Raw genomic sequence first — 19649 nt, 5'->3', positions numbered from 1 at the left:
CGTGCCTCCCTCCTGCGCCACCACGTGTCGCGTGCTCGGCGGGCGCCGCCGAAATGACCGGCAACGCGGCCGGGGGAACGATCCCCGACATGCGGTCCGCACGCCCGAGGTGCCATTCTGCCGGGCAGCCGACAGTGGATCGCCGACCGACACCCGTCGTGGGCGACGTGTGCCCGGTCGCCGCACGTCGAGCCGCGTCACTGTGACCGATCACGGCTGCCCCTGGCGTTCCATACCGAGCAGCGGGGCCCACATCCGCCGCGCCAGCGCGCCGAAGCGGGTGGTCTCGCCGGGCTCGCCGGCCAGGGCCGGTGCGGCCATGAGGTCGTCGAGGCGGGGTGTCGGGCCCCACACATAGCGCAGATGGCGGTCGGTGTGGTCACCGAAGGGGCCGGGGCCGGTGGGGCCGCCGTTGAATTCGCGTTCGGCGGCGGCGACAGCGTCGTCGACGTTCGCGCCACGGAATCGCCGTTCGGCGTAAACCGCGGTCGCCGCGGGCGCGATCGGCAGCGGCTCGGTCAAACCCGCGTCGCGCACAGCGACGAGCTCACGCAGGATCGTCCTGGCCACGGGCATATCGGGTGCGGTGAGCTCGCATCGCCATGCGGGACGGCCGAATTGGCCGCGACCGGTGCTGACAGCGCGCCAGCTCCGGTCCTCGGTGACAGCCAGGGCGAGCAGCGCGACCCACGCACCGATGCGGTGTTTCGGGGCGAGTCGGGAGAACGTGGTACGGACCAAGGTTTCGCCGCGCACCTCGGGCACCGTGCCTGTGAGCCTACGGCCGTTGCCCAGATCCACTGCGATGTCCACGGCCCGCGCCGCGCCCGCGTAGTCCGCCTGCGCGGCGCGGAACAGCCGGTCCACGGTGTGTTCGACCTCGTCGAGGACGGCGGCACCGAAACCGAACGGGGGCAGCGTGCCGCGCCGCCACTCCGCCGCGCGCAAACCCGCCGGGTCCGCGCCGGTCAGGCGCGCGGCCAGGAGGCGCTCGCCCAGCTCCCACTTCGCGAGGCCGTCGAGCTCGATGGGCAGTCGATCGGCGATGTCCTCCTCGTGCTCCGGAACCCGGATGCCGAGTCGCTGCCACAGGAAGGCGCGCACCGGATGCTCGACGAACGAGATCAGGTCGGCGAGGGCGACATCCGCGGCCTCCGCCGCGGGCAGCGGCGCAGCGAGGAAGGGCGGGCGTGGTTGTGCGGGCCGTCCTGCCGCGCGGGCGCCGGCCAGCGCCACGGTGTCGAAGCTGAACGGCCGCTCGGCCCGAAAATTGCGTACATCGAAGGGCTGCAGGGGGTGTCGAGTGACCACCTCGTCCATCGCCGTCGCACCGACATGGGTTCGCAGCACATCCAGCAACTCGGCGACCGGGATCGAGGGCGGACGCGGCGTTCCGCTGACCGGGTCGGCGCCGGTGTGGAACACCACCAGCGTGTCGCGGGCGGCAAGGACGGCGTCGAGCAACAGTTGCCGGTCCTCGCTGCGCGGATCCCGTTCGCCGAGTAGCGGTTCGCGGGCGAGCACATCGTCGCCATCCACAGCGCCCGCACGCGGGAACACGTCGTCGTCCAGTCCGAGCAGCACCACGACCCGGTGCGATACCGATCGCATCGGCACCATGCCGCAGACCGTCAGTTCACCGGTCCGGAAGTTTGCCCGGGTGGGGCGCGCCGCGAGCCGCGATCGCAGCAGCACGGCGACATCCGCCAGCCGCAACGACGCCTCGCCCGCGTGTTCGGTGGTTGCCGCGAGTTCCTGCCGCGCCTCGGTACGCACCCATGCCTGGACGTCGGGCACGTCCGTCAGCAGGTCGAGCGCCCGGGCGAGCACCGCCGCCCACTCGTGCGCGGGCCGCGGACCGCGCAGGTCGCGCAGGCACACCGCGAGCCGATCGACGAACTCGGCGAAGCGCCCCGCCAGATCGACATCGTTGCTGTCCACATCGTCGAGGGGAAGCGCGAGATCCAACCAGTCGTCGGAGGATTCGTCCGCCGTGACGCCGAGCAGGATCCGATCCACCGCGCTGTTGAGCGTGTTCTGCGCGAAATCGGCCAGCCCGAACGCTTGTCGCTGGCGCTGTCCGATCCCCCACCGCGCCCCTGATTCGGCCGCCCACTCGCGCAGCCGCTCGATGTCGTCGTCGTCGAATCCGCACCGGCGCCGTACTGCTTCGGTGTCCGCGAGGTCGAGCACCTGGGTGACGGTCACCCGGCCGTCGGCCAACTCGAGCAGGACGCCGATCACCGCGAGCAGCGGATTGGTCACGCCGCGCGCCCGGTCGGCGAGGCGCACCCGCAGCCGATGCGCCGGTGGCTCCGTTCGCTCCGAATCACCGTGCGTCTCAGGCGTTTCCGGCGTCCGGTGCCCGAACGCGGCGCGCACCAGCGGCGCGTACGCCTCGACCTCGGGGCACATGACGAGCACATCCCGGGGTTCCAGCGTCTCGTCGGCGGCGAACAGCCCGAGCAGACAGTCCCGTAACACCTCGACCTGGCGCGCTGGACCATGACAGGCGTGTACCTGCACGGAGCGGTCGGCGCCGACTTCGCCGCTCGCCGGCGGCCACTGATCGTCTCGAATACCCTTCTGCAGCGCGCGCAGCAGTGTGCGCGAGTCCTCCTCCGGCACAGACACATCCGCTGTTGCGGCGCTCGGGGTGTGGTAGGTGTCGGTGCCGGTCGCAGCGGGCTCGGCCAACCGTTGCTGGAGTTCCCGGATATCGCGGGCCAGGCCCGCGAGCAAAGGATGGGCCACCGCCGACGCGCTGGAGTCCTCGGCACGCCGGCACACCGGAGACGTCTCGGCCAAGGACGACCACATGGCCGGGCTCGGATGCGTGAGCCATACATGGATCTCGCGGCGCTCGGCCAGCGCAGACAACACGGCGAGCTGATCGCTGGGGAGTCTGGTCACGCCGAACAGCGATAACCGCGGCGGCAGCGCTACCAGATCCGGTTCGGCGCGTAACCGGGCACAGGCGCCGTTCAACCGCTCGGCTGGACTCGCCACCCCGATTTCGGCGCGCAGTTTCCGCCACAGCGCCGGTTGCCACCGCAGGTCGTCGGGTATCGAACCGCCCGCCCCGTCGGTGTCCAGACCCGCAGCCCAGTCGGTGATCAGCGCGGGCCGTTGCGCACCGTAGCTGTCGAACAGCGCCGCGAGGTGCGCCGCGGTGGCGTATCGACGGCCGATGCGGTGCTCGCGATCCGCGACGTCCGATGCGCCGAGATGCCTGGCGAGCACGCCGGCCCACGGCTCGGACAACGAGCCGTCGATAACCCGCAGCAGGCGCCACACCACCCGCTCCTGCACCCACGGGTCGTCCGCGGGGCGCATCCCGCTCACCGCGGCGAGCACGTCCGCCACCAGCGTGACCGGCGACGGAAAGGCGATATTCGCGCAGACGCCGTCGGCCGAGTCGCCCGCCCCGAGCACCACCGACAGCGACTGGGTCAGCCAGCGCTCCACGCCTTTCGCCGGGACCGCCACCACCTCGGCCGTGAACGGATCGGCCGGTGCGATCACCAGCAGGGCGGCCAGCGCCTCGGCGAGGTGGTCGGCGCGCTCGGCACGGTGGATGTGCAGCGGCATCTACGCCCTCTCGGTCGCTGGGTGTCGGACTACGCTGGCTGTTCGCGGATCCCCGGTGGCACGCGTCCTGCACGTTTATACGCCCAGTGGCCGCCGCGTCACTCCACCGCCCCATCCCACCGGGAGTGAAATAGACCACACGAGAACGCATTCCTTCGCCGTGTCATGCGGAATCCGCGCGACGGATATGCGAGAGTGCTGGCCCGGGGAGGAACGACAGAGCTGCACCGAAAGGCTGGTTCGCGTTCATGGATGCGCTGGTGATTCCGCTGGTTCCGAGAGGCGGGTTCACAGTCCGCCGCGCCGGTGACCGCTGGGAACTCGTCAACTCGCGCCACTACGGTCGTACCGTCGTTCTCCATACCTGGCCCCGCGACCGGCACACCGAGGCGTTCGAGCACTGCTACCGCCTCAACGGGCGCACGGTCGAAGAACTGCGCGCCGCCTTCCGCTGAAGCACCCGACTCGAGTCGTGATCGCCGAAATCCGCTGCGGTACAACCGAGCAACCGACTCTTAGCACAACCGGCAGCCGAGCTCAAGACGTGCGTCCGGCCTCGTGATGTGCGATCGTGATCCCTCGTGCGTTACCCGTCGCCCGTCACCCGGGCCGTTCCCCGCGTGGCAGTCTCTGCCTGTGTCCTCGCCGCCGCGGCCATCCTCGTACCGAGCGTGCCCGCCATGCTCCCGACCGCGGGCGCGGCGCCGCTCGCGCATACGCAGGCGTGCCTACCCGGTTTCGATTGCGATATGAGCAGTCGCATCACCGCGGTCGACGCCTACCTGAACAGCCGTCCCGGCGTCACCGGCTACGTCGTGCGCGATCGGGTCTCCGGCGGGGTGTACGCCAACGGCAATGCCGAGGACTCGGTGTGGACCGCGTCCACGATCAAGCTCGCGATCGCCGCGGATCTGCTGAACCGCGCACGGACCGGGTCCATCGCACTGTCGCCGGAGGATCGCGGTTTGATGGAATCGATGCTCGCGACCTCCAACGACGGCGCGGCGGATCGGCTGTGGATCAAGTACGCGGGAATCGACCGCATGGCATTCAACAACGCGTTCCGCGCCAACGGCATGAACACGCTGGTCCCGCAGCCGACCAATACCGCGCTCTTCCCGGATTGGTCGTTCCAGAAGTGCACCGCCGCCGACCTCGATCGACTGATGGACCACATCCTCAACCACATGCACCCCGATGACCGCAACTACCTGGTCGATCGGATGCGCGCGGTGGACTCCAACCAGCACTGGGGCGTGTGGGGCGCGGGCGAGAAGATGCGGCCCGGACTGAAGAACGGCTGGTCTGCCGAACAGGGTGGCTGGGTGGTGAACTCGGTAGGCTTCGCAGGACCGGACGAGCGCTACACCCTGGCCATCATGAGCTCGCTGGGGGACGCCGGTGGCTACACCGAGGGCGCCGACACCGACACCAAGGTCGCGGAACTGCTCTTCGCAAACCGCTGACGAACGGCGCTCGGGCCGGCCGATGACCTTCTCCTCAGCCGGCCGAGCGTCTGCGCAGTGTCATGGGCGCACCGTCCCTGGGGAACGGAATCGCGGTAAATCCCCAGGGCATCCGATATTTCTCCGGGATGCGCCACTCGTACTCACGCACCAGGGCCGCCGTCACCGTCTTCACCTCGAAGGTGCCGAAGTGCATTCCGATGCACTTGTGCGCGCCCGCTCCGAACGGCAGCCAGGCCAGCCGGTGCGATTTGTCCTCCCGCCGCTGCTCACCGAACCGCTCCGGGTCGAACAGCTCCGGCCGCGTCCACAGTTCCGGCAGCAGGTGGTTGACCTGGTAGGCGATATCGACCGAGGCACCCGCCGGGATGTAATAGCCGGCGATCTCGGTGTCGCGCACGGCGCGGCGGGACAATCCGGGAACCGGCGGCAGCAGCCGCAGGCTCTCCTTGACCACCAGATCCAGATCACGCAGCCCCTCCAGGTCCGCGATGGTCGGCGGCCCGTCGCCGATCCGGTCGTCCAGGTCGCGAACCTCGGCCCGCACCCGCGCTTGCCAGTCCGGATGTTTACCCAGGTAGTACGCGACCGCGGTGGCTGTCGTCGTCGTGGTGTCGTGTGCGGCCATGATCAGGAAAATCATGTGATTGACCACGTCCGCGTCACCGAAAACTCCGCCGTCCTCGCTGCGCGCGTGGCACAGACCGGAGAAGAAGTCCGGTGCTTCGGTGCGGCGCTTCTCCGGGAGCATCGCGGTGAAGTACTCCTCGAGCACCTTCCTCCCGCGCAGCCCGGCTCGCCAGTTGCCGCCGGGCACCGAGTGCCGGATGATCGCCAGACCGGCATGCGTGCAGGCGACAAACGCGTCGATGAGCTGCTTGCGCCGCGGACCGACGTCGACGCCCATGAAGCTGTCCGCCGCGATATCGAGCGCGAGATCCTTGATCGTCGGATACAGGCGCACGGTGCGTTCCGCGCTACCTTCCCGCGGAACCCAGCGATCGATGCTCGTGCGCACCACCGGGGTCAGCGCCGCGAGATGCGCCTCCAGCCGGTCCCTGGTGAAGGCCTGCTGCATGATCCTGCGATGGAATTTGTGCTCGTCGAATTCCAGCAGCAGCAGCCCACGCCGAAAGAACGGGCCGATGAAGTAGTCCCAACCCTGGCCGAAGTCGCGACGCCGGCTACCGAGCACCTCGTCGATCGCGTCCGGCCCCGCGACCAGCACCCGGTCGACGCCGAGCGAGGTGTTCAACGAGACCGGTCCGTATCGGCGGTAACGCTCCATCATCTCAGCCGGCCCCCAGCGCATGTAGTGCAACGCCCGCCCGAGATAGGGGAGCCCGGCGTCACCCTGGACCGGCGCGGTCGCGCTGCCCTGGGGCGGCGTGGCGAGCACGTGATTCCGTTCCGGTAGCAAACCGAGCGCCCGGTCGATCAGATGCTCATGCGGTACCTCGATCAGCGCTTCGTTCTCGGATTCGAAACCGACCCGCACGCTGGTCTTCCGGCTGACCACACGGTCACCAGCGACCATGGCAAACCTCCCTGAGCGACAGGGTCCATCGTATTCTCTTCCGCGCATTCGCTCGGCCGGTTCGCGACAACGATCCGCTCCGTGTGGACCTGACCGCGGTGCGACATCTCTCGGCACTCCCCCCGGAAACCAGGATCTCATCGTGACGGTCGACGGCGCGCCGACTACGGTTGGGCGTGTCAGAAACCGTCGCCGGGGATGAGTTCCCGGTCCATCGAGGAGCAGGACGATGAGCACTCAGACTGTCGAGAACCGTCGTCACCGGGCGGTGGTGATCGGTTCGGGCTTCGGCGGCCTGTTCGGCACCAAGCACCTCAAGCACGCCGACGTCGATGTCACCCTGATCTCGAAGACCTCGACCCACTTGTTCCAGCCCCTGCTCTACCAGGTCGCCACCGGCATCTTGTCGGTCGGCGAGATCGCACCCGCCACTCGACTGGTGCTACGCAAGCAGAAGAACGCGCAGGTGCTGCTCGGCGAGGTCACCGACATCGATCTGACCAACCAGACGGTGACCTCGCGGCTACTCGACCAGGACACGGTCACCCCATTCGACAGCCTGATCGTGGCGACCGGCGCGCAGCAGTCCTATTTCGGCAACGACCACTTCGCCACCTACGCCCCCGGTATGAAGACCATCGACGACGCTCTCGAACTCCGTGGACGCATCCTGGGGGCGTTCGAGCAGGCCGAGCTGGCCACCACCCAGGAGCAGCGCGACCGGCTGTTGACCTTCGTGATCGTCGGCGCGGGACCGACCGGCGTCGAACTGGCCGGACAGATCGCGGAGTTGTCCGACCGCACGCTGGAGGGCACCTTTCACAACATCGATCCGCGTGACGCGCGCGTCGTGCTGCTGGAAGGCGCGGGCGCGGTGCTGGGTCCGATGGGGCCCAAATTGGGCGGCAAGGCCGAACGGCGCCTGGCGAAGATGGGCGTGGAGATCCAGCTCAACGCGATGGTGATCGATGTCGATGCGCACGGCGTCACCGTGAAGGACTCCGACGGCAGGGTGCGCCGCATCGAGTCGGCGTGCAAAGTGTGGTCGGCCGGTGTGCAGGCCAGTCCGCTGGGCAAGATGATCGCGGACCAGTCCGACGGCACCGAGGTCGACCGGGCGGGCCGGGTCGTGGTCGAGCCGGATCTGACCGTCAAGGGCCACCCGAACGTCTTCGTGGTCGGCGACCTGATGTCGGTGCCGAACGTGCCGGGGCAGGCGCAGGGCGCCATCCAGGGAGCGACGTACGCCGCCAAGCAGATCAAGGCCGAACTGAACGGTCGGACACCGCAGGACCGTAAGCCGTTCAAGTACTTCAACAAGGGCAGCATGGCCACTATCTCGCGGTTCAGCGCCGTGTGCCAAGTGGGCAAGCTCGAATTCGGCGGGTTCATCGCGTGGCTGGCCTGGCTGGCGCTGCACCTGTACTACCTGGTCGGCTACCGCAGCCGGATCATCACCGTCATCCAGTGGTTCGTCACGTTCCTCGGACGCAGCCGCGGACAAATGGCCGCCACCGAACAGTGGGTGTTCGCGCGACTTGCCTTGGAGGCCATCAGTAACGGTGACGACGAGGACGCCGAAGAACTCGCTGCCGCCCTCGGGGCCTCCAGCAACAGCCGGGTCGCCGTGGACAAAGCCCACACCGACGTGCCCACACTGATGTGACCGCATGATGAAACCCGTTGCGCGGGGCGCAATCACAGTGCCGCGTGGACGATCAGGACTGCCGGTCCGAACACCTGCGGCGCCGCCGCGGTAGGCGACTGGTTCGATCCTTCTGGTTCGGCTACATCCTCTTGTCGAATCAACAGCGGTGGGCCCCTTGCGATCGCGGCGGCGGTTGTTCGGCGTGCCATGGGTGCCGATGCCGATCGCGGCGGGGTGTCGGTGACCGCGATTTCGCGAAAGGCCTCCGAATAGCAAATCCTCAGCTATGCTCACTCTCCATGTCGCCGGGATTCCGCCGATCCGGCGTGGCCAGCAGACGATGTGGGGGCGTCACAAGTCTTTCGGTACGAAAGGTGAGCTATGGGCACAGGCAGGCACAGGATGCGCGACCCGCAGCGACAGAAGGTGGGTTTGATGGTCGCGGCGGGAGCGGTTCCACTAGTACTCGCGCTTGTGGGACCCAGCACCGCGAACGCCGAGACCGCTCGGCGCACCCCGGTCATCCAGCCCGAGCCGCCCGAGCAGCTGGATCAACCCGAGCAGAACGACCACTCGGAGCAAAGCGACCAGACGGACCCGTTGGATCAGTCTCAGTCGGACCAGCCGCAGCAGAACAACCAGCCGGAGCAGAACAACCAGCCCGGCCAACCGGACCAGCCCGAGCAGAACAACCAGCCGGCGCAGTGGCCTTCGGCCGAGGCGCCGAACGTGCACCCGTACGAAGGGTTGCGCATCCCGGACGACACACTGAGCTCACTGCAGTGGGCACGGCCGATGCCGGACCAGAAGTATCTCGCGCCGCTCGGCGCCCTGCACCTGCCTGTTCCGGTCACCGCGGTGCCACCGATCGCGCCGCCACCGGGCAAATTCCGCTTCGGTGATGTACAGGTCGACGCGCCGGACTGGCTCTACCGGGAGCAGGCCATCCAGCTCAACGACGGCGCCGCGATAGCCGAGGCGAATATGGCGACATTTCTCGACTCGATCGGCATGGAGCGCACCCGGTCGGACCGTATCGCAGGCCAGACCATCGGGGCCGCCGCTATCGGTGCGGCGGCGGGTGCGGCGTTCGCCAGCCCGTTCGCGCTGATCGGGGCTGCTGCCGGCGGCGTTATCGGCGGGGCGATCGGCCTGCCATTCGCGCCGATCGGCCTCGCCGCGGGGCCCGTAGGGGCGGCATACGGGGCGGCCCTCATGGCTGTCCCCTTTACCGCCCTCGGTGCGGGCATCGGTGCCACCCTTGGTGCGGTGCACGCCCTCAGCGCGCCCCCGCGGGTCGTCCCCAACTGATCAGAACGGCCCATTCGGGACACGGAGGTCGGGGCTCGACAACGGACTCGGGCTCCCTCCTTCTGCCCTATCACACCGATTCCGAACTGATTCACGCCTCGCGACAGCGCGAGCGGCAGGCCCACGCTGGCGCTCTGTCACTCGGAAACGGTGAGCGACAACCCGGTGCGAGTGAACAAGCTGCCACCAGCCGCGAGCGGCAACCGGGTCTGCGTCAATCCGCTTGTCGCCACTGGACGTTCGTCGGGATAGACCAGCTCACTTTCGAGTGCACGCGGCGCGGCCAGCGCGTCGTCAGCCGGTGCGCCCGCTCCCAGCTCCAGGCGATGGCGCAACAGCGGTGTGGCGTCGACGTCGGCAATCAGGTCACCCCGCCACTGGCCGTTGTCCTCACCCGCACGTCCGATCTGGACGCGTTCGCGTAAGCGCACCCGGGCGTCGGTCGCCAGCCTGATCGTGGTGACGGTGTGGTGGCGGGCGCCGCCAGCGACGATCATCGGCTCGGGATCGAAATCCAGCGCTCCCCCGCTGCCGACCTCGAGGTCCCAGCGCCCGATAGACAGCGGCGTCGTCGCGCTCGGCAGCGCGATGGTCGCCGCGACCGACCGCACCACCAGCTCGGCACCCGGCGCGACCACGACAACGATGTCGAGCTCGTCGCCGCCGAGCGGCGTGGCGGCGGTGCCGATCAGATGCACCGTGCGCGGGCCGGTGCGGCGGGCCGACAGCCCGCCGCTCGCGTGGATCTGCGGGAGCGTCGCCGCGGCGGCGATGATCCGTAACTCAGAACGCAACAGCGGATTCGGTGCCCGTCGCGCGGTCCCGTTCGGCTACCGCGCGCATTTGCTCGCGTACCCAGGCCAGCACCGGGGTGGCCGCCGGGTCTTCGGTGAGCGAGATGAGCGCGGTCGGGCGACCCTCGCGCACTTTCGCCGCGTCTCGCTCCATCACGCCGAGATCCGCACCCACCAGCGGAGCCAGGTCGGTCTTGTTGATCACGAGCAGATCCGAGAAGGTCACTCCGGGTCCGCCTTTGCGCGGCACCTTGTCACCGCCCGCCACGTCGACGACGAAGATCTGCACGTCGATCAGTCCGGAGGAGAAGGTCGCGGTGAGGTTGTCACCACCCGATTCGACCAGAATCAACTCCAGCGGCGGGTTGGCCGCGACCAGGTCGTCGATGGCGTCGAGGTTCGCGGTGATGTCGTCGCGGATGGCGGTATGTGGGCAGCCGCCGGTCTGTACCGCGGTGATCCGCTGGTCCGGCAGCACCGCGTGCTTGCGGAGGAAGTCGGCGTCTTCGGTGGTGTAGATGTCGTTGGTCAGCACCGCCAACGACAGCTCGTGACGCAGCTGTCTGCACAGGGCGGCCACCAGGGCGGTCTTGCCCGAGCCGACCGGGCCGCCGATGCCCACGCGTAGGGCCTCGCCCGGCCTGCGGGCACGCCTGGGGCGATCGTGGACGTGGTCGTGCGGCTCGCCGTCGATCAGGTGCGGGGGCATGGCGCGGTCTCCTTGTCGGTGGCTTCAGCTGGCGAACAACGGACGCTCGCGGAGCAGGTGACGCTGGGCCAGCGCGTCCTGCAAGGGGTCGGACGCCGCGGCGAGTCCGGTCACGGCTTCGCCGGTGGTGCGATCACATAGTTCGGCGAGGCGCACTGTCACCACAGCGACCGCAGCGGGGTCCAGCGCCAGCAGTCGCTGGGCGGCGGTCGCCGCAGCGGTGAGCGTGGTGTACACGACGACGCCCGCCGTTTCCTGTGGTGTCGCCGCGCAGGCGGCGCCTACCATGCCGAAGACCGTGGAAAGGTGCGGTGTGGCGCTCAGTGTCGACCACTCCGGCCGAGGCCACAGCTGCTCGGCCAGACGCAGCAGGCCGCGACCCTGCGCTCGCGAGGCGATTCTGGCACCCGGCGCGGTAGTCCGCGCGTCGGCTTCGGCCTCCGCGCGCAGCGGATCCAACTCTCCCGCGCACACCGCCGCGGCCAACGACGCGGCGACCAAACCCGAGGTCCTGACTCTGCGGCGCAGGTACAACTCGATGGTCGCGGCGTCGCGGACCAGGCCGGACGCAACGGCCTCCTCCACACCGCCGGAATGCACATGCCCACCGATCGGCAACCGCGAGTCCGCCAATGCGAACAGCGTCGCCAGACTCGTCGCACCGGATTCGCGCACCCGTCGATCCTATGTCCCGACGTGTCGCGCCTGTGTCCAGGACGTTTCGCGAGTGTTAGGACGCGTCAGGGTCAGCGGCGAAACCGACGTTCCAGGAACCGCTGCGCATGGGGGCGGTTCAGGTCCGTCCACGCCTGCACCGGCGCCGACCACCATGGCGCGATCTCGCGTGGCTTGGCGGTCACGGCATGACAGACCAGATCGGAAGCCTCATCGATGGTGAGTCCGGGCACCCGGCTGAAGTCGGTGGGCGCGCTCATCCTGGTGTGCACAAGCGGCATATAGATCGAGGTGGTGGTCACGCCGTCGCTCGCGGCCTCGGCCGCGACGCTGCGCAACCACACGTCGAACGCGGCTTTCGACGCGCCGTAGGCCGCCCACCGTGGCGCCGGTGGCATGAGCACGCCCCAGGTGGACATGTTGACGAGGTGACCTTGCCCGCGGGCGCGCATGGTGGGCAGCACAGTCAGCAGCAAACGCACCGGCCCGAGGTAGTTCAGGTCGATGGTGCGGGTGAAATCGTGGAAGCGATCGTAGGACTCGTCGATGGGACGACGAATCGACTTGCCCGCGTTGTTGATGATCACGTCGAGGTGGCCGTGTTGGTCGAGCAGCCCGCGACCGAGCTGTTCGACGGCGTCCATGTCGGTGAGGTCGGCGGGATACGCATGGGCCGTACCGCCCGCGGTGGTGATCTCCGCGGCGAGCCGGTCCAGCTCGTCGGCGGACCGGGCAACGAGCAGTACGGTCGCGCCCGCTGCGGCCAGCTTGTGCGCGCTGGCCTTGCCTATGCCGTACGACGCGCCGGTGACCAGCACAATCTTGCCGTCGACCGCCGCACGCAGCGACTGTGCGCGCGGACGGGAGCTGGGATACAGCAGCCACGTCGCCAACCGCTCGGTGAACGGCCGCCTGTTGCGCGACACCGGAGTTTCGTCCACGAATCCGACTGTATGCCCGAATCAGACCCCACGACCGGTGATCGCGCACAGATGGTCACCAGCCGCGCGAAGCCTCCCTCTCCCGTCGCGGCGGACCCGGCAGATGCGGTAGGCGGCGCGGCACGAGTAGCCGCGGCCGATGTCGTGACGGCAGCATTCGAGACGGTGCGCCTCCCCGGGCCGGTCAGCGCTTCGCGGGCGAGGCGACCAGGGCGACCACCGCCATCGCCACAAGCACGGTCGCACCCGCTGCCACCGCGATATGCATTCCACCGACGAAGGATTCGCGGGCCGACTCGATCAGGGCGGCGTTACCGTCGGCACGCTGGATGGTCTCGCCCAGTGTGTCCGCGTAGCCGACGCCGGACCGGAAGACCAGTGCCGCGAGCGAACCGAGCAGCGCGAGACCGAGCGCGTTGCCCAGTTCGAAGCTGGTCTCCGAGATGCCGACGGCCGACCCTGCCCGCTCCGGCGGCACCGACGACACCACGACGTCCGACACGAGCGTGAAGGAGACGCCATAACCGATCCCCGCGATGGCGGATCCGGTCAGGTACCACCAGAGCCCGCCGTGCACGCCCATGCCGAGCAGCATCAGGTTGCCGACCGCCGAGGCGAGCAACGCGAACACGAAGGTGGGGCGCGCGCCAAAACGATGACCGACCCCCACACCGCCCATCGAACAGAGGAACACCGCGATGGCCATCGGTATCCCGAGTACCGCCGCGGCCAGCGGCGAGCGCCCGGTCACCGACTGCAGGTAGATGCTGGTGAGGTAGCTCATACCGGCCAGCGACATCATGCCGGCCAGGCTGGCACCGATGGCCACCGAGAACTGCGCCCTGCCGAACAGCCGCAGGTCCAGCAGTGGTTCGTCCAGGTGGCGCTGTCTGCGGATGAACACCACCAGGATTACCGCGCCGAGCAGCGCGGTGACGACGGCTTGCGCATCGAACCCCTTGGTCGCGGCGTGCTTGATGCCATACACCACCGGCAGGATGCCGGCGATCGATAGCGCGACGCTCGGCAGATCCAGCGGTCCCAGCGTGCGCGCCCGATGTTCGGGCAGCACGAACGGGCCGACCGCGAGCAGGATCAGCAGCACCGGAATGTTGATGAGAAACACCGAGCCCCACCAGAACTGATGCAGCAGCACACCGCCGATGATCGGCCCGACAGCCGAGCCGCCCGCGAAGAACGCCGTCCATACGCCGATCGCGGTGGCCCGCTCACGTGCGTCGGGAAACAGGCTGGAGATCAGTGCGAGACTGGACGGCAGCAGAGTCGCGCCGCCGAGGCCCATCAGTGCCCGCGCACCGATGAGCACGCCCGCGCTCGGTGCGAACGCGGCGAGCATCGACGCGATTCCGAAGATCGTGGCGCCCGCCAGCAGGATATTGCGCCGCCCGATCCGGTCCCCGAGGTTGCCCATGGTGATCAGCAAGCCGGCGATCAGGAACCCGTAGATATCGAGAATCCACAGCTGCTGGTCCGCGGAGGGATCGAGGTCGATGGTGAGGGTCGGAAGCGCGAGAAACAGTACCGAGATGTCCATCGAGACCAGTAGTACCGGCAGGAGCAGCACTGTGAGGCCCAGCCAGGCGCGTCGCGAGCCGAGTGTGGCCGGTGCGGCCCGCACTGCCTCCAGGTCTGTCATTTCCGAACGCCCTCTCCCGTGTCGCGTACACCGTACGCACTAATCCGGGTACAGTGTACGCACCGCCCACTGGAACGGAAAGCGAGTCGTGGGATGACCGAACCCAAGCTGCACCGCACCGCGATCGTCGATACCGCGATCGCGCTCGCCGACACCGAGGGCCTGGACGCGCTATCCATGCGGCGCATCGCCGAGCGAATGGGTGTGGGCGCCATGTCGCTGTACCGCCATGTCGCGCACAAGGACGAATTGCTGGCGTTGATGACCGACGAGGTCGCCCGGCGCAATCCGTACCCGTCGCCGGAGGGGCAGCGGTGGACTTGGCGGGATCGAGTGCGCATCGCCGGCGAGATCGATTGGGCGCTCTACCGCGCACATCCGTGGGTGCTGCTCACCTTCGCCACCCCGCGCTACAGCTTCGGGCCGCAGAGCCTGGCCTGCCTGGCCTGGCTGGTCGAGGGCTTTCTGGAACTCGGGGTCGGCACTCGCGAAGCGACGACCATGTCCTTCACCGTGTGGAACTACATCTCCGGCGCCACGCTGCCGGAGATCAGTGGCGCGCTGATGGCGCGCAAGGGCATGAACCCCGCGGGCGACAACGGCCTGCGGGCGTTACTGAACGGGATGGCACAGCTGCCGACCCCCTCCGTGCTGACGGAACTGCAAGGCAGCGGCGTCGGCGACCTGACGCAGGAGGAGTTGCTCTTCGCCGGGCTCGATGCGCTGTGCGACGGGTTCGCGGTACGGGCGGCGCGTCACCCGACCTCGACCTCGACATAACGCGATATCGGAGGCCGGCCGCGACCACCGCACGGACCGGACTCCTCGGACACGCCCTTCGCCTCCACCGTCCCGCGCAGTCCCACCGCGCCCCGTCAGTCGCCGGCGCCGTTCACAACGGCGTACGCGAAGCCATCCCAGCCCTTGCTACCAACAGTCTGAACCACGGTCGCGTCCAGACTGGGTTCGGCGGCGAGCAAGTCGATCAGGTCGCGGCCGGCCTGAGCGTTCGGGTCCTCGGAACGCTCGTCGGCGACCGCGCCCTCGCGCACGACGTTGTCGACGATGATCACCGAACCCGGCCGGGTCAGTCGCAGCGCCCACAGCACATAGTTCGAATTGTTGACCTTGTCCGCGTCGATGAACACCAGATCGAACGGCTCCGGATCCTCCTCGGCGAGCACCGGCAGGCTGTCCAGTGCGGCGCCGACGCGGATCTCCACCCGGTCGCCGACACCCGCCCGGTCGATGTTCGCGCGCGCGACCTCGGCATGCTGGGCCGCGAACTCCAGCGTGATCACCCGCCCATCCGCTCCGACCGCGCGAGCGAGCCAGATCGTGCTGTATCCCCCGAGCGTCCCGATCTCCAGCACCCGCCGCGCCCGGGCCGTCCTGGCCAGCAGATGCAGGAGCTTCCCCTGCGCGGGTGACACGTCGATCGGGGGCAGGCCCGCCGCTTTGTTTGCCGTCAGCGCCGCCGAATCTTGCTCCCCAACGAGCGTGTCCACGAGATAGCGGTCCACCTCGGCCCATCCCGGTGTCGTCATGCCAGAAAGTCTGCCACTCGATTCCATCGAGGCGATCGACCTCCGAGTTCCCCGCCAGACAACCGAGCGGCTGAGCCGACAGCCCCGCCCCGGATTCGCCTGAGATCCGGGTCGGGGCCGGGCGGGCCCTACTTCGAGAAGTTCTCCGGGGGCTGCCAGGGACGGCCATGCGGGTCATCCGGGCGGTAGGACGGTGGTTGCTGCGGCGGCTGTGCGGGCTGGTGCGCCGGGAAAGCCTCCTGCGGAGGGATTACCGGCTGATGCGGGGAAGGTTCGAATCCTCGCGGGGGTGGTGTCGGTGCGATGCCCTCGACCGGAGTGCGCGCCGTGGCTTCGGCGGCACGGACGGCGCGCTCGATAGTCGGATCGGGCGCGGTGTCGAACCAGTCCGCGACGTCGGAGTCATCCTCCGGCTTGACCTCCGAGCCGTCGGCAGGGGGTGCTTCGTAGCGGAAGACGCCATCCTCGCCTTGGGTGCCGAAACTCTTGGCGAACCCTTCCAGCGCCTTGCCGAAGTCACTGGGTACCAGCCACACCTTGTTGGCGTCACCGCGGGCGACCATGGGGAGCGTCTGCATGTACTGGTAGGCAAGCAATTCCGGTGTCGGCTTGCCGGATTTGATGGCGGCGAAGACCTTTTCGATCGCCTTGGCCTGGCCCTGTGCCTGCAGGTAGGAGGCGGCCCGCTCACCCTGCGCACGCAGGATCCGGCTCTGCCGCTCGCCTTCGGCGGCCAGGATGGCCGACTGCTTGGCGCCCTCGGCGGACAGGATCTGCGCCTGCTTGGAACCCTCGGCCGTCTTGATCTGCGATTCGCGCTGCCCCTCCGCGGTGAGGATCATCGCGCGCTTCTCGCGATCGGCCTTCATCTGCTTCTCCATCGACTCCTGGATCGACGGCGGCGGATCGATGCTCTTGAGTTCGACCCGCGCGACGCGCAGCCCCCAGCGGCCGGTCGCCTCATCGAGCACCCCGCGCAGTTGGCCGTTGATCGAGTCCCGGGAAGTCAACGTCTGCTCGAGGGTCATGCCGCCGACGACGTTGCGCAGCGTAGTGACGGTCAACTGCTCCACCGCGGCGATGTAGTTGCTGATCTCGTACACCGCCGCCTGCGGGCTGGTCACCTGGAAATAGACCACGGTGTCGATGTGCAGGGTCAGGTTGTCCTCGGTGATCACCGGCTGCGGCGGGAAGGACACCACCCGTTCGCGCAGATCGACCTTGGCCCGGATCCGGTCGGCGAACGGGACGAGAAACGTGAGCTGGCCCGACACGGTGCGCGAATACCGGCCGAGACGCTCGATCACCGCGGCCTCGGCCTGCGGCACCAGCGCGATCGACTTGAAGACCACCACCACGACCAACAGTACGAGGACGGCGGTCACGATCAGTACAGCCATCAAGGCCCCTTCCAGACGACGGCGGTCGCGCCGTCGATCTTCATGACATACACGGTCGTACCCGGCTCGTAGACCTCGGTCACGTCCATCGGCCGGGCGGTCCACACCTCGCCGCCGAGCTTCACCTGGCCGGACTGCGCGGCGACCTGTTCGAGCACCAGCGCCGTCTTACCGGGCAGGGCGTCCACATTCGTCGGCGTCGGCGGTGGAGTTCCGAAGCGCCGTCGGATGATCGGGCGAACACCGAGGAACAGCACTGCCGACATCACGGCGAACACAAGGGCATCCGCCACCGGCGAGGTGTCCGCGACGGCGGCGATCCCCGCGGTGCCGAGCGCCGCGACACCGAGCATGAGCAGCGTGAAGTCCCCGGTGAGCATTTCCGCCGCCGCAAGCACGATGCCCGCGACCAGCCAAAAAATTGCGGCCACACAATCACTCTAGTGCGCCGATCATGATCTCGGGCGGGACCAACGCGCCCCGGCGCCGCCGATTACCCCACGGACGCGCGGTCGACGGTTGTGATGCCGAAACCCGCAGCGGTGGTGCTAGCTTCGAGCGGATGAACGCGCGTGACAGGTATGACGATATCTTCTCCGGACATTCCCGGTCGAAGAAGCGGGCGGTACCGACCGTGACCGCGGAGCGTGACCTGGTCGTCGAGGACGCCGCCACCGGATTCTGTGGCGCCGTGGTCGGTTTCGATCGCAGCTACGACGGCGAGTTCGTGAAACTGGAGGACGCCCGCGGCGTGGTGCGCCTGTTCGCGTTGCGGGCGGCGGCGTTCCTCATCGATGGTGCGCCGGTCACACTGGTCCGGCCCGCTGCGGTCCTTCCACGCAAGCCGACCCGCTCCGCGTCCGGTTCGACCAGGGTCGAGGGACTGCGTGCCCGAGTGGCGAGCGGCAGCCGGATCTGGGTGGAAGGCGTGCACGACGCCGCGCTGGTCGAGCGGGTCTGGGGCCATGACCTGCGGGTCGAGGGCGTGGTGGTCGAACATCTGGCGGGCCTGGACAATCTGGCCGAGCGGCTTGTGGAGTTCGAACCCGGGCCGGGCCGGCGGGTCGGGGTGCTGGTCGACCATCTGGTCACCGGGTCGAAGGAGACACAGCTGACCACCGGCCTCGGGCCCCATGTGCTGGTGACCGGCCACCCGTTCATCGATGTGTGGCAGGCGGTGCGGCCGGCCACCGTCGAGATCCCGCGGTGGCCGGAGGTGCCACGCGGCGAGGACTGGAAGACCGGTATCTGCACCCGACTGGGGTGGGGTACGCCGCAGGACGGCTGGCGGCGAGTGTACGACGCCGTGTCCTCGTTTCGGGATCTGGAGCCACCACTCATCGGCGCGGTGGAGCGCCTTATCGACTTCGTCACCGAACCCGAATAGCCACAACCGGGAGGTCCAGCCCTGCGCCACGTGCCGGGCCATGTCCGCACGAAGGCAATGGCTGCTGCCACCCGTCGTGCCGCACAGCTCACGAATGCTCTGCCGCACCGACGCCCGTGCGTAGCGCAAACCCTTTATGCTCGATAATTATGTGCTCTCCAAGTGCGACGCTCACGGTGTGGGCCGGCTCCTGGCTGGCCGGCTGCAGTGCGCCCGACGACATCTTGGCAGCCCTGCACGCCTGGGCGCCGAGGCACACGATCGCGGCCGGTGACCCGGTCACCGGGGGGCGCACCGACCTGCCCTGGTCGGCGCACGGAAACCTGCCGGGAAGCGGAGTCATGGCGCTGCTCAAGGTGATTCGCGAGACGACCGCACAGGCCGGCGCTCAACTGCGGCTGGTGCTCCCGGTCCCCGGCGATGTGCGCGGACTGCCGTCGGGCACCGCGTTCGCCGCCGACGCGATCGAAGCCGAAGAAGGCATCCTGCTCGGCGTCCCCGGCACCGACGGCACCGGCCTCATCCCGCAGTGGGCCGACGAGGACACCCTGCAGTGGACGATCTACAGCACCCCCATCCCCACGTCGCCGAGGTCCGGCATGTCACTCGGCGAGGCCGAATACGCCATGCGCGAAGCCGTCCGCGATGCCGCCGACGCGTTGATGAAACTCCACACGACCTCCGTCGGCGCGGCCGACTCCGATCCACGTGAGCTCATCGAGGCCGAACTCGCCGACTACGCCCGGCACGACTACCCGGACTCGATCCCGTTGCGCGCCAGGCGCATTCTGGATACCGCCGACCATGTCGCGGCTATCCTCACGGTGGCGCAGCGGGAACCGGCCGCCTCCCCCACCTCCGCCAGCGCCATCGGGGCGCAGGAATCGCTGCTGCGCCCGCTCTGGGACGCGATCCGCGCGGCGCGGCTGGTCGCGGTGCACGCGTCGGCACGCAGCAACCACTGATGCCGTGTCATGCCCCGACAG

17 protein-coding genes are annotated in these 19649 nt (G+C 68.7%); 7 read left to right on the top strand and 10 right to left on the bottom strand.

The genetic code is table 11. The annotated features are described in order from the left end of the window. Window positions 1–210: 210 nt before the first annotated feature. On the bottom strand, window positions 211–3591 hold the full coding sequence (gene recC / locus AB0B25_RS06560; RefSeq protein ID WP_357175660.1) for an exodeoxyribonuclease V subunit gamma: 3381 nt from the start codon (window positions 3589–3591) through the stop codon (window positions 211–213). A gap of 248 nt (window positions 3592–3839) precedes the next feature. On the opposite strand from recC, the gene AB0B25_RS06555 reads away from it, so the two are divergent. Together AB0B25_RS06555 and AB0B25_RS06550 are read left to right on the top strand one after the other, a co-directional pair. Then, the gene (locus AB0B25_RS06555; protein ID WP_357175658.1) at window positions 3840–4046 is read left to right on the top strand and encodes a hypothetical protein; all 207 of its coding nucleotides are present in this window, start codon (window positions 3840–3842) and stop codon (window positions 4044–4046) included. A 165-nt stretch (window positions 4047–4211) separates the two neighbouring features. Then, a complete protein-coding gene (locus AB0B25_RS06550) occupies window positions 4212–5057 on the top strand; it encodes a tat pathway signal sequence (protein WP_357175656.1) in 846 nt (281 codons plus the stop codon). A gap of 34 nt (window positions 5058–5091) precedes the next feature. Here AB0B25_RS06550 and AB0B25_RS06545 read toward each other — a convergent pair whose 3' ends face one another. After that, on the bottom strand, window positions 5092–6594 hold the full coding sequence (locus AB0B25_RS06545; protein WP_357175653.1) for a cytochrome P450: 1503 nt from the start codon (window positions 6592–6594) through the stop codon (window positions 5092–5094). A 229-nt stretch (window positions 6595–6823) separates the two neighbouring features. On the opposite strand from AB0B25_RS06545, the gene AB0B25_RS06540 reads away from it, so the two are divergent. Both AB0B25_RS06540 and AB0B25_RS06535 read left to right on the top strand, forming a co-directional pair. Beyond that, the gene (locus tag AB0B25_RS06540; RefSeq protein WP_357175650.1) at window positions 6824–8260 is read left to right on the top strand and encodes an NAD(P)/FAD-dependent oxidoreductase; all 1437 of its coding nucleotides are present in this window, start codon (window positions 6824–6826) and stop codon (window positions 8258–8260) included. Window positions 8261–8623: 363 nt separating this feature from the next. Further along, window positions 8624–9553 (top strand): hypothetical protein, encoded by a 930-nt coding sequence (locus AB0B25_RS06535; protein ID WP_357175647.1) that lies wholly within the window; start codon window positions 8624–8626, stop codon window positions 9551–9553. Window positions 9554–9690: 137 nt separating this feature from the next. On the opposite strand, the gene AB0B25_RS06530 is transcribed toward AB0B25_RS06535, so the two are convergent. The 5 genes from AB0B25_RS06530 to AB0B25_RS06510 all read right to left on the bottom strand — a co-directional run bounded on the left by AB0B25_RS06530 (window position 9691) and on the right by AB0B25_RS06510 (window position 14329). Beyond that, the gene (locus AB0B25_RS06530; RefSeq protein WP_357175644.1) at window positions 9691–10347 is read right to left on the bottom strand and encodes an urease accessory protein UreD; all 657 of its coding nucleotides are present in this window, start codon (window positions 10345–10347) and stop codon (window positions 9691–9693) included. Continuing rightward, on the bottom strand, window positions 10337–11056 hold the full coding sequence (gene ureG, locus AB0B25_RS06525) for an urease accessory protein UreG (protein ID WP_357175641.1): 720 nt from the start codon (window positions 11054–11056) through the stop codon (window positions 10337–10339). The genes AB0B25_RS06530 and ureG overlap by 11 nt, the downstream gene beginning before the upstream one ends. A gap of 24 nt (window positions 11057–11080) precedes the next feature. Then, the gene (locus AB0B25_RS06520) at window positions 11081–11731 is read right to left on the bottom strand and encodes an urease accessory UreF family protein (protein ID WP_357175638.1); all 651 of its coding nucleotides are present in this window, start codon (window positions 11729–11731) and stop codon (window positions 11081–11083) included. Between the two features lie 71 nt (window positions 11732–11802). Next, a complete protein-coding gene (locus AB0B25_RS06515) occupies window positions 11803–12672 on the bottom strand; it encodes an SDR family NAD(P)-dependent oxidoreductase (protein ID WP_357175636.1) in 870 nt (289 codons plus the stop codon). A 184-nt stretch (window positions 12673–12856) separates the two neighbouring features. Beyond that, window positions 12857–14329 (bottom strand): MFS transporter, encoded by a 1473-nt coding sequence (locus AB0B25_RS06510; protein ID WP_357175633.1) that lies wholly within the window; start codon window positions 14327–14329, stop codon window positions 12857–12859. Window positions 14330–14422: 93 nt separating this feature from the next. Here AB0B25_RS06510 and AB0B25_RS06505 point away from each other — a divergent pair, with 93 nt between their 5' ends. Next, complete coding sequence (locus AB0B25_RS06505) at window positions 14423–15109, top strand: TetR/AcrR family transcriptional regulator (RefSeq protein WP_357175631.1); 687 nt, start codon at window positions 14423–14425, stop codon at window positions 15107–15109. A gap of 95 nt (window positions 15110–15204) precedes the next feature. Here the strand turns inward: AB0B25_RS06505 and AB0B25_RS06500 are convergent, their stop codons facing one another. From AB0B25_RS06500 to AB0B25_RS06490, 3 genes are all read right to left on the bottom strand, one after another. After that, entirely contained in the window at window positions 15205–15876 is a 672-nt protein-coding gene (locus AB0B25_RS06500) for an O-methyltransferase (protein ID WP_357175629.1), read from the bottom strand. A 128-nt stretch (window positions 15877–16004) separates the two neighbouring features. After that, window positions 16005–17276: an SPFH domain-containing protein gene (locus AB0B25_RS06495; protein WP_357175626.1), complete on the bottom strand. Its 1272-nt coding sequence runs from the start codon at window positions 17274–17276 to the stop codon at window positions 16005–16007. Then, complete coding sequence (locus tag AB0B25_RS06490) at window positions 17276–17707, bottom strand: NfeD family protein (protein WP_357175624.1); 432 nt, start codon at window positions 17705–17707, stop codon at window positions 17276–17278. The genes AB0B25_RS06495 and AB0B25_RS06490 overlap by 1 nt, the downstream gene beginning before the upstream one ends. A 131-nt stretch (window positions 17708–17838) precedes the next feature. Between AB0B25_RS06490 and AB0B25_RS06485 the strand changes: the two genes are divergently transcribed. Both AB0B25_RS06485 and AB0B25_RS06480 read left to right on the top strand, forming a co-directional pair. Then, on the top strand, window positions 17839–18663 hold the full coding sequence (locus AB0B25_RS06485) for a DUF3097 domain-containing protein (RefSeq protein WP_357175622.1): 825 nt from the start codon (window positions 17839–17841) through the stop codon (window positions 18661–18663). A gap of 149 nt (window positions 18664–18812) precedes the next feature. Then, window positions 18813–19628: a hypothetical protein gene (locus AB0B25_RS06480; RefSeq protein WP_357175619.1), complete on the top strand. Its 816-nt coding sequence runs from the start codon at window positions 18813–18815 to the stop codon at window positions 19626–19628. Window positions 19629–19649 lie beyond the last annotated feature (21 nt).

The sequence above is a fragment of the Nocardia sp. NPDC049190 genome, assembly GCF_040648115.1.
Lineage (GTDB): Bacteria > Actinomycetota > Actinomycetes > Mycobacteriales > Mycobacteriaceae > Nocardia.
This window is presented reverse-complemented; position numbering and strand designations above follow the sequence as displayed.

Coding starts and splice junctions, on each gene's coding strand:
- recC (WP_357175660.1), bottom strand. CDS start 3,591: ATGCCGCTGCACATCCACCGTGCCGAGCGCGCCGACCACCTCGCCGAG.
- AB0B25_RS06555 (WP_357175658.1), top strand. CDS start 3,840: ATGGATGCGCTGGTGATTCCGCTGGTTCCGAGAGGCGGGTTCACAGTC.
- AB0B25_RS06545 (WP_357175653.1), bottom strand. CDS start 6,594: ATGGTCGCTGGTGACCGTGTGGTCAGCCGGAAGACCAGCGTGCGGGTC.
- AB0B25_RS06540 (WP_357175650.1), top strand. CDS start 6,824: ATGAGCACTCAGACTGTCGAGAACCGTCGTCACCGGGCGGTGGTGATC.
- AB0B25_RS06535 (WP_357175647.1), top strand. CDS start 8,624: ATGGGCACAGGCAGGCACAGGATGCGCGACCCGCAGCGACAGAAGGTG.
- ureG (WP_357175641.1), bottom strand. CDS start 11,056: ATGCCCCCGCACCTGATCGACGGCGAGCCGCACGACCACGTCCACGAT.
- AB0B25_RS06510 (WP_357175633.1), bottom strand. CDS start 14,329: ATGACAGACCTGGAGGCAGTGCGGGCCGCACCGGCCACACTCGGCTCG.
- AB0B25_RS06505 (WP_357175631.1), top strand. CDS start 14,423: ATGACCGAACCCAAGCTGCACCGCACCGCGATCGTCGATACCGCGATC.
- AB0B25_RS06500 (WP_357175629.1), bottom strand. CDS start 15,876: ATGACGACACCGGGATGGGCCGAGGTGGACCGCTATCTCGTGGACACG.
- AB0B25_RS06495 (WP_357175626.1), bottom strand. CDS start 17,276: ATGGCTGTACTGATCGTGACCGCCGTCCTCGTACTGTTGGTCGTGGTG.
- AB0B25_RS06485 (WP_357175622.1), top strand. CDS start 17,839: ATGAACGCGCGTGACAGGTATGACGATATCTTCTCCGGACATTCCCGG.
- AB0B25_RS06480 (WP_357175619.1), top strand. CDS start 18,813: ATGTGCTCTCCAAGTGCGACGCTCACGGTGTGGGCCGGCTCCTGGCTG.